Genomic DNA, 14946 nt, shown 5'->3' on the forward strand with positions numbered 1-14946 from the left:
GCCGGTCGCGTCCGCGGCCTCAGTCCTCGAAGGCCCCGTGCCGCCCGGCGCCCCCCGCGAACCGTGCCGCGCCCTCCAGGGCAGCGCCGAGGACGCCGGTGCCGTGCCGCAACTCGGCCGCCATCGCGGCCTGTTCGTCCAGCCCCTCCTGGTCCAGGACGGAGGCCCGGTCGGCGCGCAGGCACGCCTGCGGGAAGCCGGCGAGGCGCCCGGCCAGCGCCTCCGCCTCCGCGCGGGCCCGGCCGGGCGCGACGACACGGTTGGCGAGGCCCATCGACAGGGCCTCAGCGGCGGGCACCGGGCGGCCCGTGAGAATCATGTCCATGGCCCGTCCGGTGCCGATCAGCCGGGGCAGCCGCACCGTTCCCCCGTCGATCAGGGGCACGCCCCACCGGCGGCAGAACACCCCGAAGACGGCGTCCTCCTCGGCGACGCGCAGGTCGCACCAGAGCGCCAGTTCGAGGCCGCCGGCCACCGCGTGCCCCGCCACCGCCGCGATCACCGGTTTGGACAGCCGCAGGCGGGTCGGCCCCATCGGCCCGTCCCCGTCCGCCACCACCCGGTTGGCGCGCTCGGTGCCCAGGGCCTTGAGGTCGGCGCCCGCGCAGAACGTACCGCCCTCACCCCAGAGCACCGCCGCCCGCGCCGTGTCGTCCGCCTCGAAGGCGCGGAAGGCCGCGGTCAGTTCGGCCGCGGTCGGCCCGTCGACGGCGTTGCGGGCCTCGGGCCGCGACAGCACGACCGTGGTGACGTGTCCCGCGCGTTCGGTGCGGACGGGCATGTCGGCTCCCTCTGCTCTTCCGGTGCCGGGAACGGAGATCCCGGGCGTGCGGCCGCCGGTGGCCGTGGAGCGTGGCGGCGGCAGCCGAAGGATAGGCGAGGAACCGCGGGGCGGGCCGGAGAGCCGCGCGCGGGCGCGGCGGTGAGCGCTGCCGGGATGCGGCGGTGAGTGCTACCGGTCGCGCGGGTCCGGACTCAGCACGAGGGCAAGGAGCCCGGGGAAGCGGGCGTCGAACTCCTCGCGGCGCAGCCGGTTGACCCGCTTGGGCCCCACGTCGCGCTGCTCGATCAGGCCCGTGCCTCTCAGCACCGCGAAGTGATGGCTGAGGGCGGCCTTTCCGACGGGCACGTCGAAGCTGCCGCAGCTGCGGGTCCAGCCAAGGGAGCCGGACAACTCCCGTACGAGCTTCATCCGTACGGGGTCGGCGAGTGCGGCGAGCGCGGCGAGGACGGGCACGTCGTCCGGGTGCGTGTGCTCCGGAGCGATCCGGTGACCGGTGCCGGTGGCCTGGGCCATGTCGCCCTCCCGCGTCGGTGCCGCCGCCCCGCTTGTGGGTGTTCGATGAAAACCACACGCTCTCACGTGTTCGCTTTTCATCGAACACTCTCCGAGAGGTGCTGTGCCATGCGCGTGGTCGAGTTCCAGGAGTACGGCGGTCCCGAGGTCCTGAAGGTGGTCGAGGCGCCGGCCCCCGAGCCGGGCCCCGGCCAGGTGGGCATCGACGTGGCCTGCACCGGGGTGAACTTCGTCGACCTCAAGGCCCGCGCCGATGGCTACCGGGTGCCGCGGCTGGGGTACGTGCCGGGAGTTGAGGTGTACGGGCGGGTGCGGGCGGTCGGGCCGGGCGTGGAGGGCCTGGCCGTGGGGCAGGAGGTGACCGCCCTGACGGAGGGCGGCGCGTACGCGGACGTGGCGATCGCCGACGCGGCGACCGTCTTCTCCCTCCCCGGGGGCGTCGACCTGCGCACCGCCGCCACGCTCCCCGCGGTGCTGCCGACGGCGTACGCCCTGGTGCACGCGGTGGGCCGGCTGAAGCCGGGCGAGACGGTACTGGTGCAGGGCGCGGCCGGCGGCGTCGGCACGGTCGTGGGCCAACTGGCCGAGGCGGCCGGGGCCGCGGCGGTGTACGGGGTGGTGTCGGGCGAGGGCAAGGCGGCGTACGCCCGCGAGCACGGCTACGACGAGGTCTTCGTCGGCGAGTTCACGCAGGCGGTGCGGGCGTCGACCGGCGGCCGCGGCGTCGACCTCGCCCTCGACCCGGTCGGCGGTGAGACGTTCAGCGCGAGCCTGGCCTCCCTCGCGGCCTTCGGCCGCCTGGTCTCCTTCGGCAACGCCAGCTCCGCGCAGCCGTGGAGCGTGGGGCAGCCGGAGCTCTACCCGCTGGGCGTCTCGGTGGCCGGCTTCTCGATCCTGACCCTGGCGCGGACGGCCCCGACGGAGCTGCGGGCGCTGGCCGAGCGGGCCTTCGCGACGGTGGCGGACGGCACCGTGTCGCTGCCGGTCACGGCGGAGTTCGCTCTGGAGGAGGCAGCGGAGGCGCACCGGCTGATGGGGGCGCGGGGGAGCACGGGCAAGCTGCTCCTGCGAGTGGGCGGCTGAGCGCGCACCTCCGAATCATCCAGCGCTGTGGATGCGCCCCGACCGCTCCGTCAACCGCTCCCCGCTGCCGCCCCACCGGGTGGCGACGATCTCCGCGGCGATCGAGACCGCCGTCTCCTCCGGTGTGCGGGCTCCCAGGTCGAGACCGATCGGTGACGACATCCGGTCCAGCTCCGCCTCGGTGAGGCCGGCCTCGCGCAGCCGGGTCAGCCGGTCGTCGTGGGTGCGGCGGGAGCCCATGGCGCCGATGTAGCCGAGCGGCAGGCGCAGTGCGACCTCCAGCAGCGGAACGTCGAACTTCGGGTCGTGGGTGAGCACGCACACCACCGTGCGGCGGTCGATGCGGCCCGCCTCGGCCTCGGCCCGCAGATAGCGGTGCGGCCAGTCGGTGACGACCTCGGCGGCGTCGGGGAAGCGGCGCGAGGTGGCGAACACCGGACGGGCGTCACACACGGTGACGTGGTAGCCGAGGAAGCTGCCCATGCGCGCGGTCGCTGCCGCGAAGTCGATGGCGCCGAAGACGATCATCCGGGGCGGCCTGGCGTGCACGGAGACGAAGAGCGTGAGGTCGTCCCCGCGGGTGCTGCCGTCGTAGCCGCGGCGCAGCGTGCCCGTCCGGCCCTCGGCGAGCATGCCCCTGGCCGCTTCGGTGGCCGCGCGGTCCAGCAGGTCGGTGCCGAGGGAGCCCTCTGCGCGGTCGGTGCGCACCACGAGGCGGCGGCCCACCCGGCCGCTCGGGTCGTCACCGCCGAAGGCGCCCGCGTCCTCCCCCTCGCCGTCCGCCGCGGGCCGGCCCGGGGCGGCGGCGGCCACGCATGTGACCACGGCCACAGGGTCACCCGCGCGCAGCGTGGCGGCCAGCTCGTCGAACCGGGGGAAGGACGCGGGATCGATCCGCTCAACGAAGACATCGATGATGCCCCCGCAGGTCAGACCCACCGCGAACGCGTCCTCGTCGCTGACGCCGTACCGCTCCAGGACCGGAGTCCCGTCGGCGATCACCTGCTCGCACAGCTCGTAGACCGCGCCCTCGACGCAGCCGCCGGAGACGCTGCCGACGACCGTGCCGTCCGGACCGACCAGCATCTGGGCCCCGGGCGGTTGCGGCGACGACCGCCACGTCTCGACCACGGTCGCGCACGCGAACGGCTCGCCGGCGCGCCACCAGCGCTCCATCTCCTCCATCACCAGGCCACGCATGGGCGAGATGCTCCCTTCCGCCCAACCCTCGGTCCGCAGAAGCGGACCGGCCCCCACTCCAATGTAAGAGCTTGATACATTCAGATGTATGAGCCTCTCACATTCATCGTCGAGCAGCGACGTGGTCCTGCGTGTCAACGGCAAACGTCACGAGGTGACCGTGGACAACCGCTCGACCGTGCTGGACACGCTGCGTGAGCAACTCGGGCTGACCGGCACGAAAAAGGGATGTGACCACGGCCAGTGCGGGGCCTGCACGGTTCTGGTCGACGGGGAGCGGGCCAACAGCTGCCTGCTGCTGGCCGTCGCCGCCGACGACCGTGACATCGTCACCATCGAGGGCGTCGCCGACCTGCCGGCCGCGCAGGCGGAATCCGACCTGCACCCGGTGCAGGAGGCCTTCCTCAAGTACGACGGCCTTCAGTGCGGTTACTGCACGCCCGGCCAGATCTGTTCGGCCGTCGGCGCCCTGGGCGAGGCGGACCGCGGCTGGCCCAGCGTGGTGACGCAGGACACAGCGGCAGGGATCGGGGGTGCAGCCGCGCTGGACGCCGCGGAGGTGCGCGAGCGCATGAGCGGCAACCTGTGCCGCTGCGGTGCCTACGGCGGCATCGTCGAGGCCGTCCTCGAAGCGGCCGCCTCGCCCGCGACCGCGAACGGAGAGGCCCGATGAAGGAGTTCGCCTACGTACGGGCCGCCGGTGCCGCCGAGGCCCAGGAACTGGTCGCCGAGCGCCCCGACGCGGTCTTCCTCGGCGGCGGCACCAACCTCGTCGACCTGATGAAGCTCGGCGTGACGGAGCCGGGCCTGCTGGTGGACGTCTCCCGCCTGCCGCTGGACACCGTGGAGCACCGCGAGGACGGCTCCGCCCGCATCGGCGCCACCGTGCGTAACGGGTCGCTCGCCGGCGACGACGGCATCCGCGCCCGGTTCCCCGCGCTCTCCCAGGCACTGCTCGCCGGGGCCTCGGGCCAGCTCCGCTCCCAGGCCACGATCGGCGGCAACCTCCTCCAGCGCACCCGCTGCGGCTATTTCCAGGACGTCACCAAGCCCTGCAACAAGCGCGAGCCCGGTTCCGGGTGCCCCGCCGTCGAAGGGGCCCACCGCGAGAGCGCCGTGCTCGGCACCTCGGAGCACTGCGTCGCCTCCCACCCCTCCGACATGGCCGTCGCGATGGTCGCGCTGGACGCCGTCGCCGAGCTGAGGTCGCCGGACGGCACCACCCGCACCCTGCCCGTCGAGGACCTCTACCTGCTGCCCGGCGACACCCCGCACCAGGAGACCGTGCTCGAACGCGGCGAACTGATCACCGCGCTGGAGCTGCCCGCCCCGCCCGCCGGGGCCGTGATGCGCTACCGCAAGGTGCGCGACCGCTGGTCCTACGCCTTCGCGCTGGTCAGCATCGCCGCCGTGGTCGAGGTGGCCGAGGACGGCTCGCTCGCGGACGTCCGGATCGCGCTCGGCGGCGTCGGCGTCCGGCCCTGGCGCGCCCGGGCCGCTGAGGCGGTGCTGCGCGGTGCGCGGCCCACCGACGAGGCGCTGCGCGCCGCTGCCGAGGCGGAGTTCGCGGCAGCCCGCCCGCTGCCCGGCAACGCGTTCAAGGTGGACCTGGCCGCCGACCTGATCTCCGCCGCCGTGCGTGACCTGGCCGACGAGGCCGGAAGGAAGGACCGTTGATGAGCACGAGCACCCTCACCCACACCCTGGGTGCACCGGTCACCCGCCTCGACGGGTACGCCAAGGTCACCGGCGAGGCGCAGTACGCCTACGAGTACCCGGTGGAGGGCGTCGTCTACGTCTTCCCGGCCGTCGCGACCGTCGCCCGCGGCCGTGTCACCCACGTCGACGCCGCGGCCGTGCTCGGCCGCCCCGGCGTGCTCGCCGTGCTCGACCACACCAACGCCCCGAAGCTGAAGTCCGGGGTCGACGCCGACCTGATGGTCCTTCAGTCGCCCGACGTCGCCTACCGCGGCCAGATCGTCGCCGGAGTCGTCGCCACCTCCCTGGAGGCGGCTCGCGCCGCCGCCGAGGCCCTGCCGGTCACCTACGAGGAGGAGCCCCACGAGGTGCTGCTCCGCGACGACGACAGCGTCTTCTCCCCGGAGCTGCTGAACGGCATGATCCCCGCCAGCCTCCAACTGGGCGACCCGGACGCGGCGATCGCCGCCGCGGACGTCGTCGTGGACGCCCAGTACACCACTCCGGCCGAGCACGCCATGCCGATGGAGCCGCACGCCACCATCGCGGTGTGGGACGAGGAGCGGCTGACGCTGTACGACGCCAACCAGGGACCGTTCGGCCACGCCGAGACGCTCGCCGCCCTGTTCGGGATCGACTCCTCCGCGGTGGAGATCGTCGCCGAGTACGTGGGCGGGGCCTTCGGCTCCAAGGGCACCCCCCGCCCGTCCGTCGTGCTGACGATCATGGCAGCCCGGGTCGTCGAGCGCCCGGCGAAGTTCGCCATGACCCGCCAGCAGATGTTCTCCCTGGTCACGCACCGGGCGCCGACCATCCAGCGGGTCCGCCTGGCCGCCGGCAGGGACGGCCGGCTCACCGCCGTCGTGCACGACTCGCTGAACCACACGTCCCGCCTGAAGGACTTCGGCGAGAACAGCACGGCGGACGCGCGGATGATGTACGCCTCCCCGAACATCCGCACCGTCTCACGGCTCTCCCGGCTCGACATCCCCACCCCCGGCTTCTTCCGCGCCCCCGGCCACACCCCGGGCATGTTCGCGCTGGAGTCGGCCATGGACGAGCTGGCCCAGGCGCTCGACATCGACCCCGTCGAGCTGCGGCTGCGCAACGAGCCCGAGGTCGACCCCTTCACCGGCCTGGAGTTCAGCAGCCGCAATCTGACCGCCTGCCTGCGCGAGGGGGCCGCACGCTTCGACTGGCAGTACCGCGACCCGAAGCCGGCGAGCCGCCGCGAGGGCCGCTGGCTGGTCGGCACGGGCATGGCCTCCTCCACCCACCCTGTCTACGTCCGCCCGTCCACGGCCGTGGCACGCGCGGAGGCGGACGGCACCTTCCTGGTGCGGGTCGGCGCGATGGACGTCGGCACGGGCGCGCGCACCGCCATGGCGCAGGTCGCCGCCGACGCGCTGGGCATCCCGCTTGACCGGCTGCGCCTGGAGATCGGCCGCCGCTCGCTGGGCATGGCGCCGCTCTCCGGTGGCTCGATGGGCACGGCGTCGTGGAGCTGGGCCGTGGACAAGGCCTGCCGGGCGCTCGTCGACAAGCTCGACGCGTTCGCGGGCGTGGTGCCCGAGGGCGGCCTTGAGGTGCAGGCGGACACCTCGGAGGACATCGAGGGGCAGCAGGAGCTCTCCCGGCACGCGTTCGGCGCGCAGTTCGTGCAGCTGCGGGTGGACACGGACACGGGTGAGATCCGGGTCGACCGGATGCTCGGCGTGTTCACGGCCGGCCGCATCCTCAATCCGAAGACGGCGCGCTCCCAGCTCATCGGCGCGATGACGATGGGCCTGTCGATGGCGCTGCTGGAGATCGGCGAACTGGACCCCCGCTTCGGCGACTTCGCCAACCACGACCTCGCCGGGTACCACTATGCGGCCAACGCCGACGTGCCCGCCATCGAGGCGCACTGGCTGGAGGAGCAGGACGACCGGATCAACCCGGTCGGCGGCAAGGGCATCGGCGAGCTGGGCATCGTGGGCGCGGCGGCGGCCCTCACCAACGCCTTCCACCACGCCACGGGCGTCCGCGTCCGCGACCTTCCGCTGCGCATCGAGGACGCCCGGCGGGCGCTGCGACAGGCGCCGGGCGAGCAGGCGCCGGCAGCCGCACGGTAGGAGCGGGCGTATGTCGGCCACCGGGCAGCCGGGCAGCTCCTACCACCACGGGGACCTCCCGGCGGCGCTGGTCCGGGCCACGCTGGAGATCGTCGCCGAGTGCGGCGTGCACGGCTTCTCGGTGGCAGAAGCCGCACGCCGCACCGGCGTCAGCCCGGCGGCGCCCTACCGCCATTTCGCGGACCGCAACACCCTGCTGGCGGCGGCCGCCGACACGATCGCGCACCAGTTGCAGGCCGCCTGCCGGGAGGCGGCCGCCGCCGCCCGCCGACCCGAGGACCGGCTCGCCGCGGTGGCCACTGCCTACGTCCGCTCCGCGGCCCGCTTCCAGAGCTGTTTCGACCTGCTGATGGATGCAGAACTGCGGTCGTATCGCCCGGAGTTGAGGGAGAGCACGCGCTCGCTGGTGGATCTCCAGCTCCCCAGCGCGCTCGCCCTCGCGGAGCCGCAGTCGGCCGTCGCCCTGCTGGAGGCGCTCCGCTGCCTGTCGCGGGGCTACGCGGCCCTCCTGCTGGACGGGTCGTTCGGCCCGCCCATGGAGGTCTGCGAGTCCGTCGCGGAGCGCGCCGGCCGGGCGGCGCGGTCGTTGGCCTCGGGCTACGCATGTCAAGACCAGGCAAAGAGCCATTGACTCAAAGAGGGTCTTTCTTGACCCTTGCTTGACTAGTAGTTTTCTCGTGCGGGGAGCGGTCGTACGCGGTGGCGCGATCCACCTCGTCATCCTCCGCGTACGACCTCCGCCTTCGCACCAGGGCGGGGCATGCTGCGCCCCCGGTACGCCCCGTCCGCCTCTCGGTGCTGTCACCCACTTTCATGCTGCAACGGCATCCCCGTGTCAAGGGCCCGGGCGCGTCCGGCGCCGTCGGATGCCCGGGGCCGTGCCGCCGCCGGGCGCTCGTGGTCGTGCCGCCGCCACGCCGTGTATCCCGTTTCCGAGAGCCCCGCTCAGGCCCCGCATGACGGAAACTTTCATCCCGGCTCTATCCGGGGGTTACTGAGTGGCAGTAAGTTTCATCCCCGATCGAACAGGCCACCGTTGTACTCCGACCCCCACTTCGCAGGAGCAGGCATGTCCTCGTTCGCCAGGACCTTCGGGATGTCACGCCGCAGATTCCTCACCGCGACGGCCGCCGCCGGCCTCGGCACCGGAGCCGTACTCATCGGATCCCCGAACGCGCGGGCCGCCGCCGCGCCGACCGTCTACGACACCACGGCCTGGGGTGCCAGGCCGCCGTCCTCACCGGTCAGCCTGGCCGGCAACGACCCGAACAAGATCGTCGTACACCACACCGCCTTCGCGAACACCCCGGACACCGGGCAGGCAGGCTCCTTCGCCATCGCGCACGAGATCCAGGACCTGCACATGGACACCAACGGCTGGATCGACACCGGCCAGCACTTCACCATCAGCCGCAGCGGCCTCGTCATGGAGGGGCGCCACCGCAGCCTCGAACGCCTCCGCGCGGGCAGTGACATGGTCGTGGGCGCCCACACCGTCGGCCAGAACAGCCAGGGCATCGGCATCGAGAACAACGGCACCTACATCACCGCCACCCCGCCCCAGGTGCTGTACACGAGCCTCGTCGCCTTCTGCGCGTACATCTGCTCCCAGTACGGTCTCGACCCCAGCGAGATCTACGGGCACCGTGACTTCGACGACACCCAGTGCCCGGGTGACGTGCTCTACGGCATGCTCCCGCAGCTGCGCAAGGACGTGGCGGCGACCGTTTGACCATGCACCTGGCGCGTCCCGGCTGTCTGTGTCGTATGCGGGGCGCCACGGCGAGGCGGTGGCAGGTGGCCATCAGAAGCGCTGCGTGCTGCAATCCGGCGCATGGACTCTCCGCCACCGCTCACGACCGCGGCTTGTAGTAGAGCGTGTACTTGCGCGCCCCGGCGGCGCCGGAGGCGAAGCCCAGGTGGAGGCGGGGCGCGGAGCCGAGCTGGAAGGCGAGGCCCTCGGGCTCCCGGTAGTCCAGGGTGTAGGCGGCCTCGGAGCGCGCCCGCTGCTCCACCTGGCTGGTGGGCAGGTGGAGCCTGGTGAGGTACGTGTTGCCGTGGCCGGAGGGCGGGTTGTCGCCGGACTCGTCCGTGTAGTGGGTGCCGGTCATCTGGTAGACGTAGTCGCCCAGGATGGCCACGCCCTGCGGGGTCTCGGCGGCGTCGATGCCGATCCTGGGGATGTCGAAGATCGGGCGGACGTCGCCCCGCTCGGCCCGGTCCAGGTCGAGGACGCGGTAGCGATACGTGCCGTCGTCGAGCATGTACTGCACCAGCAGCCTGCGGTGACGCATGTCGACAGCCGGCCGGTTACTGGTCGAGCCGGGCACCACGTAGAGCTTGTGGACGGAACCGGAGCCGCTGTCCACGACGCCTCCGTCCGCGTAGGCGAATCGCGCGACGGCCATGCCGTAGCCGCTGTCCGGATTGGCGTCGGCCTCGGTCCAGATGTACGAGGTACGCCCGGCGGGCTCCACGCCGATCGAGGCGCCGTGGCCGAATCCACGGAGGTACATATGGCCGAGCTGGTCCCCCGAGAGGCTGAGCTTGGTGAGGCACAGGTCGCCGTGCGCGCTGCGGTCGGCACCGGACACGGGCCCCGGCTCACCCGGGAGCTGTATGCCGCCCTCCATCAACTGCACCGCGTACAGGCAGCGGTTCACGTCGTCGAAGGCGAACGACTGCAGGATCGTCGAGTTGAACAGCGCCTTCTCGCGGAGGTACTGGACGGCGGGGGCGTTGAGGTCGAACCGGTCGCCCGAGGCCGCGGGGCCGGCACTCTTCGGGGCGGCACCGGAACGGGCCGCGGCGGTGCGGAGGCCGGCTCCGGGGGTGCGTGGCGCGACTCCCGCGGTGCGGGGCGCTGCCGTCGCGGCGGCCGCGCCCGTCCAGGTGGCGGTCGCCGCCAGTCCTGCCGCGCCGGCCAGCACAAAGGCCCTTCGATCGATCATGCGGGACTCTCCTGCCTCATCCGTCATCTGGGCCACGGGACGTGCCGGCGATATTCGCTGGCATGACAGGTGCATGCCCTTAATGATGATGAGTCAGCCTCCCCGGCGGTCTTTTCCAGCCGCCCGTTTCCGTGTTCCCACACTTCCGGTTCAGCGTGGTCCCCCGTACAGGGAACGTTCCATGACCACTTCCGTGCCGGCGCCGTCGCGCAGCGGCTCACCGGGGACCCCGGTGTCCCTGAAGCCCAGGCTCTCGTAGAGCGCGACGGCCGCGGCGTTGTCCGGCGCGACGGACAGCCGCACCGCCGTGGCCCGCCGCCTCGCGGCCCACCGTGCGACCTCGTCGATCAGAACCCCTCCCACTCCCAGACGCCGGGCCGTGGGGCTGACCCACAACGAGATCAGATCCACCACGTCCGCGGAGCCCGTGGGGACACCGCTGACCATCCCGGCGGGCCTGCCGTCCACGCGCGCGACGGCGTTGTGCGAGTCCGCAAGGGCGAGCCGCGCCCGCCACCGCTCCTCGCGGTCCCCGTCCCCCTGCCACTCGGCCAGCGTCGAGCCGAAGGCGTACGGTGCCTCGGCCAGGGCTGCCAGTCTCAACTCCCGCCACAGGCGCCAGTCGTCCTGCCCCAGTGTCATCACGTCGATCACGCCGCTCATTCTGCATCCGCATCTGCATCTGTGGTGCGGGGTGAGCGGACGCGTCCGGCCGTCGAAACCGGCCGGCGGCAGGCCACCGCGGGGCGCAGCCGCTCCGATGGGTTCTGCACGCCGAACAGGATTCGTTCGTTATGTCGAACGAGTCGAGAAGGCGACTATCGGATGGGTCCGGGTAACAAGCCTCAGTTTCCCGGACGTTGGAGCGCCAGGCGATGTGAGAGGCAGTCAACCACCACCGTTGACAGTGTGCATGTCGGATCCTACGCTGCCATCGTTTTCTATATCGAACGATCGGTGTTCGATGAGTAGAACGAGCGGAACATCCTGGCCGGTGCCGCTCCGAGTGCCGGGTGCGGTCGACCCGCCGAGCGGCCCCAGCTCGAACGCAGCGTCCCTTCGAAGGAAGGACATGCACGTGACCACCACCGAGCGCACGGGCGAACGTGCGAACCGCGGCTTCCTCGGTCACCCGGCAGGGCTCTCGCCGCTGTTCTTCACCGAGTTCTGGGAACGCTTCTCGTACTACGGGATGCGGGCCATCCTGCTGTACTACATGTACAACTCGGTGCGCGACGGCGGGTTGGGCATGGACGAGGGCCTCGCGGCGTCGCTCATGTCGATCATGTTCGGGCACCTCTGCCTCGCGGTCCCGGGCGGCGGGAAGGCCGCGCTGTACGGGTCGATGGCGTTGATCGTGCTGGGGACCGGCCTGCTCAAGACGAACGTCTCCAAGGTCGTCGGCGGGCTGCGGGACGCGGCGGGATTCCATGCCGGCTTCGCGGTCGCGGCCGTCGGCATGGCGCTGGGCATCGTCTGGTACCTGCTCGGAGGCCGTGCGCTGGGCGACGCCGGGTGGCGCCCCGCCAATCCGCTGGGACCGGTGGAAAGAGGCCGGGCCCTCACACGCATCGGCTCGGGAGTGGCGCTGGTGGCGGTGCTCGTCGCCGCCCTCGCGGCCACCGGCCTGCTGACCATAGAGCTCGTCATCAACGCTGTGAGCGTCCTCGGCGTGCTGCTCTCCGTCGCGTACTTCGCCTTCATGCTGCGCAGCCCGAGGACCTCCGCGGTCGAACGGGCCCGCATACGCGCGTACATTCCGCTGTTCGTCGCGGCGGCGCTCTTCTGGATGCTCCTGGAGCAGGGCTCCACCATCCTCGCCCGGTTCGCGGACCAGCGGACCGACCTCGACGCGCTGGGCTTCGGGATCGATCCCGAGTGGTACCAGTCCATCGGCGCGGTGGCGATCGTCGTGCTCGCGCCGGTCTTCGCGCAGATGTGGACCCGGCTCGGACCCCGGCAGCCCAGCACGCCCCGCAAGTTCGCGGCAGGACTGGTGTTCGCCGGGCTGGCCTACCTCATCATGATGCTGCCCGGCCTGCTCAACGGGACCGGCACGCCCGCTCACCCGTTGTGGCTCGTCGCGGTGTTCGTCGTGATCACGCTCGGGGAGCTGTGTGTGTCACCGGTCGGCCTCTCGGCCACCACGAAGCTGGCGCCGGCGGCCCTCGCCTCGCAGATGATGAGCATCTGGTTCCTCGCGGACGCGGTCGGGCAGGGCATCAGCGCCCAGGTCGTCAAGTTGTACGACCCCGGCACCGAGACCGCGTACTTCGGCGGGCTCGGCGCCGGAGTGCTGCTCATGGGGATCGTCCTTTTCTTCCTCGCGCCCGCGGTGCGACGCGGCATGAAAGGAGCCGAATGACCGAGCCGGGTGCACGTCGAGTCCGCCAACTCATCGACAAGACGGAGCGGTGATGGTGAAACGCAAGCGAACGACCACTCGAACGGTTGCGGCCGTGGCACTGCTCGCGAGTGTCACGCTGCTCGGGAACGCGGGTGTCGCGGCGACGCGGCCGGATTCCGGGCAGAGCGCGGGCGCCGCCCCAGAAAGCCCCTTCGACCCCATCGATCCCCAGCACTGGCAGGACCAGCAGGACATGACGTGGGCGGACTACCACCACGTACCGGGAACCGACTGGGCCAATCCCGACAGGCAGCCCACGAAGCAGAAGCTCAGAATAGCCGTGGTCGCCGTCGACTTCCCGGACCAGCCGTTCGTCATGACCGAGCCCAAGAAGAGCGACGACTTCGGCAACCCGCAGATCGACCCGGTCAAGCGGGACCAGATCGCCCAGTTCTACGCCGACTTCTACGGCAAGCCCAGCACGTTGAACCACGAGCACACCGTCAACGAGTACTGGATGGAACAGACCAACGGCCGGATCGGCGTGGAATTCGTGCCGGTCGGCGAGTACCGCGCGCCGCGCCCCTCGTACGAGTACGGCCTGAACGACATCGGGCAGGAGAAGGCGGGCTGCCCGTCGGGACACACCTGCGACGGGACGATCGAGCACGACGTCGACCCGATGTGGAAGAAGGACGTCGGGGACGAGAAGTTCGACCGCGTGCTCAGGGTGTACGCGGGGTACGACGAGACCTCCGTCTGGCAGGAATTCGGTCCGATGAAGTTCCAGACGAAGGACGACGTCCCCGACGAGTGGGGGCCGCCGGATCCGGCCCTGCCGAACGCGGTGCGCAGCCGCTACACCGACTTCACGTCCTGGAAAGCGGGCTCCCAGCTCTGGGGCAACTCCGGAATCCGCCAGGGTGAGAGCTCCGGGACGATCACGCACGAGATCTCGCACACGTTCGACATCGGCGACAACAACAACAATCCCTACGCGGAGCCGTACCACCGTGCCGGGACGGGTCCGTTCGACCTGATGGACCGTGGGTCGTTCAACGGCCCCGGCGGGCCGCACATGCGCTGGGTGGTGCCCGCCACCCAGGGCGCCGCGATGCCGGCCGGCCAGACGGTGCGCACGAAGACGAAGCTCGGCTTCGTCGACGACGGCCAGATACTCCACCTGTCCAAGGACGCGCTGCGCACGAGCGGTCTCGCCGTGTTCGACGTCAAGGCGCGCTCCGCGAAGCCCGGCAAGGGCGATATCCTGGGCGTCCAGGTCGACTTCGGCACGGACCGGACGCCCGCCTGCGACATCGGCAAGGACCCGCTCTGCTCCGGGCCCGGGTTCACCGACTACACGATCGAGACCGTGCAGCGCATCGGCGCCGACTCGTTCACACCCGACCACGGCGTCATGCTGACCAAGAACAAGCCGTTCGGCGACGAGGACGACAGCTGCGGCTACCTCTGCTTCAGCTGGATGATCGACGCCAACCCGCAGGACATCCACAAGGTGGACTACTACGAGCCGAACGGCACTCCCGTGATGCGCTCGATCGGGGACTACCGGCAGCTGAACGACGGCCTCTTCCACGCCGGCACGCACTCCGGCAGCGCGTACGAGTACGTCGACCAGGCCAACCGGCTGCACTTCTACGTCGTCGGGAAGCACATGGATGCCGGCGGCGAGCTGGTGTACACGGTCGCGGTCCAGTCACTGGACGGTGCCGGGGCGTCCCGGCACGGTGTCGCGCTGAGCCGTGGAAAGGAGGCCGGCGCCGGCAAGGGGATGGGGACGTGCCGGTTCGGCCTCACCAACACCGGACGGTACCGGGACGACGGTGCACAGCCCGCGGACACCCGTGCCTCCCTGCACTCCGACGTCTACCGCCTCACGGCGGACGTCAAGGGCGACGGCTGGCGGGCCTCGCTGCCGAACGAGCTGGCCACCGCCCGCTTCGCCGGCGGCGCCGGCGTCGACGTGGCCGTCGCCGCGGCCGGCGGCGCGAGCCGCACCGGTCAGGTGACCCTGACGGCAACCTCCGTCAGCGACCCGTCCAGGTCGGCGACATCGACGTGCACGGTGACCAGGTAGCCGCCGCGGCTCTGCCGCTGCACGTTCCACCCGAAGCGTGAACGGTTCGGTCCCTTCCCCTCGTGTTCCGTGCGTGAGGACCGCACGAGGCGTGCCGCAGGCACCCCGGGCGAGCCTCTCGCCCCCCACGCCCGTCCGCGGGCCGCGGGTGCCGGAGC

At 71.7% G+C, this 14946-nt stretch carries 13 protein-coding genes; 8 read left to right on the forward strand and 5 right to left on the reverse strand.

Annotated elements, in window-relative coordinates:
• Nucleotides 1-19: 19 nt before the first annotated feature.
• On the reverse strand, nt 20-781 hold the full coding sequence (locus tag Sm713_RS37110; protein WP_212914321.1) for a crotonase/enoyl-CoA hydratase family protein: 762 nt from the start codon (nt 779-781) through the stop codon (nt 20-22).
• Nucleotides 782-952: 171 nt separating this feature from the next.
• The gene (locus tag Sm713_RS37115) at nt 953-1297 is read right to left on the reverse strand and encodes a helix-turn-helix transcriptional regulator (RefSeq protein WP_212914322.1); all 345 of its coding nucleotides are present in this window, start codon (nt 1295-1297) and stop codon (nt 953-955) included.
• A 108-nt stretch (nt 1298-1405) separates the two neighbouring features.
• Here Sm713_RS37115 and Sm713_RS37120 point away from each other — a divergent pair, with 108 nt between their 5' ends.
• Nucleotides 1406-2380 (forward strand): zinc-binding dehydrogenase, encoded by a 975-nt coding sequence (locus Sm713_RS37120; RefSeq protein WP_212914323.1) that lies wholly within the window; start codon nt 1406-1408, stop codon nt 2378-2380.
• A 15-nt stretch (nt 2381-2395) separates the two neighbouring features.
• Here the strand turns inward: Sm713_RS37120 and Sm713_RS37125 are convergent, their stop codons facing one another.
• Nucleotides 2396-3580 carry an XdhC family protein gene (locus tag Sm713_RS37125; protein ID WP_212914324.1) on the reverse strand — a complete coding sequence of 395 codons (1185 nt, stop codon included), beginning with the start codon at nt 3578-3580 and terminating at the stop codon, nt 2396-2398.
• An 88-nt stretch (nt 3581-3668) separates the two neighbouring features.
• On the opposite strand from Sm713_RS37125, the gene Sm713_RS37130 reads away from it, so the two are divergent.
• From Sm713_RS37130 to Sm713_RS37150, 5 genes are all read left to right on the forward strand, one after another.
• Nucleotides 3669-4253, forward strand: a complete 585-nt coding sequence (locus Sm713_RS37130; protein WP_212914325.1) for a 2Fe-2S iron-sulfur cluster-binding protein — start codon at nt 3669-3671, stop codon at nt 4251-4253.
• Nucleotides 4250-5257, forward strand: coding sequence for a xanthine dehydrogenase family protein subunit M (locus Sm713_RS37135; protein ID WP_212914326.1), 1008 nt, complete (start codon nt 4250-4252; stop codon nt 5255-5257). Before Sm713_RS37130 ends, Sm713_RS37135 begins: the two co-directional genes overlap by 4 nt.
• Complete coding sequence (locus tag Sm713_RS37140) at nt 5257-7392, forward strand: xanthine dehydrogenase family protein molybdopterin-binding subunit (protein WP_212914327.1); 2136 nt, start codon at nt 5257-5259, stop codon at nt 7390-7392. The genes Sm713_RS37135 and Sm713_RS37140 overlap by 1 nt, the downstream gene beginning before the upstream one ends.
• Before the next feature lie 10 nt (nt 7393-7402).
• Complete coding sequence (locus Sm713_RS37145) at nt 7403-8023, forward strand: TetR/AcrR family transcriptional regulator (RefSeq protein WP_212914328.1); 621 nt, start codon at nt 7403-7405, stop codon at nt 8021-8023.
• 438 nt (nt 8024-8461) lie between these two features.
• Entirely contained in the window at nt 8462-9124 is a 663-nt protein-coding gene (locus Sm713_RS37150; RefSeq protein ID WP_249416928.1) for a peptidoglycan recognition family protein, read from the forward strand.
• Between the two features lie 121 nt (nt 9125-9245).
• Here Sm713_RS37150 and Sm713_RS37155 read toward each other — a convergent pair whose 3' ends face one another.
• Together Sm713_RS37155 and Sm713_RS37160 are read right to left on the reverse strand one after the other, a co-directional pair.
• Complete coding sequence (locus Sm713_RS37155) at nt 9246-10343, reverse strand: teichoic acid biosynthesis protein C (protein ID WP_212914329.1); 1098 nt, start codon at nt 10341-10343, stop codon at nt 9246-9248.
• Between the two features lie 150 nt (nt 10344-10493).
• Nucleotides 10494-10997: an N-acetyltransferase gene (locus Sm713_RS37160; RefSeq protein ID WP_212914330.1), complete on the reverse strand. Its 504-nt coding sequence runs from the start codon at nt 10995-10997 to the stop codon at nt 10494-10496.
• Between the two features lie 424 nt (nt 10998-11421).
• Here Sm713_RS37160 and Sm713_RS37165 point away from each other — a divergent pair, with 424 nt between their 5' ends.
• Entirely contained in the window at nt 11422-12708 is a 1287-nt protein-coding gene (locus Sm713_RS37165) for a peptide MFS transporter (protein ID WP_249416929.1), read from the forward strand.
• A 94-nt stretch (nt 12709-12802) separates the two neighbouring features.
• A complete protein-coding gene (locus tag Sm713_RS37170) occupies nt 12803-14788 on the forward strand; it encodes a peptidase M6 (RefSeq protein WP_212914332.1) in 1986 nt (661 codons plus the stop codon).
• The last annotated feature ends 158 nt before the right edge of the window (nt 14789-14946 follow it).

It is taken from the genome of Streptomyces sp. TS71-3 (assembly GCF_018327685.1).
GTDB lineage: Bacteria > Actinomycetota > Actinomycetes > Streptomycetales > Streptomycetaceae > Streptomyces.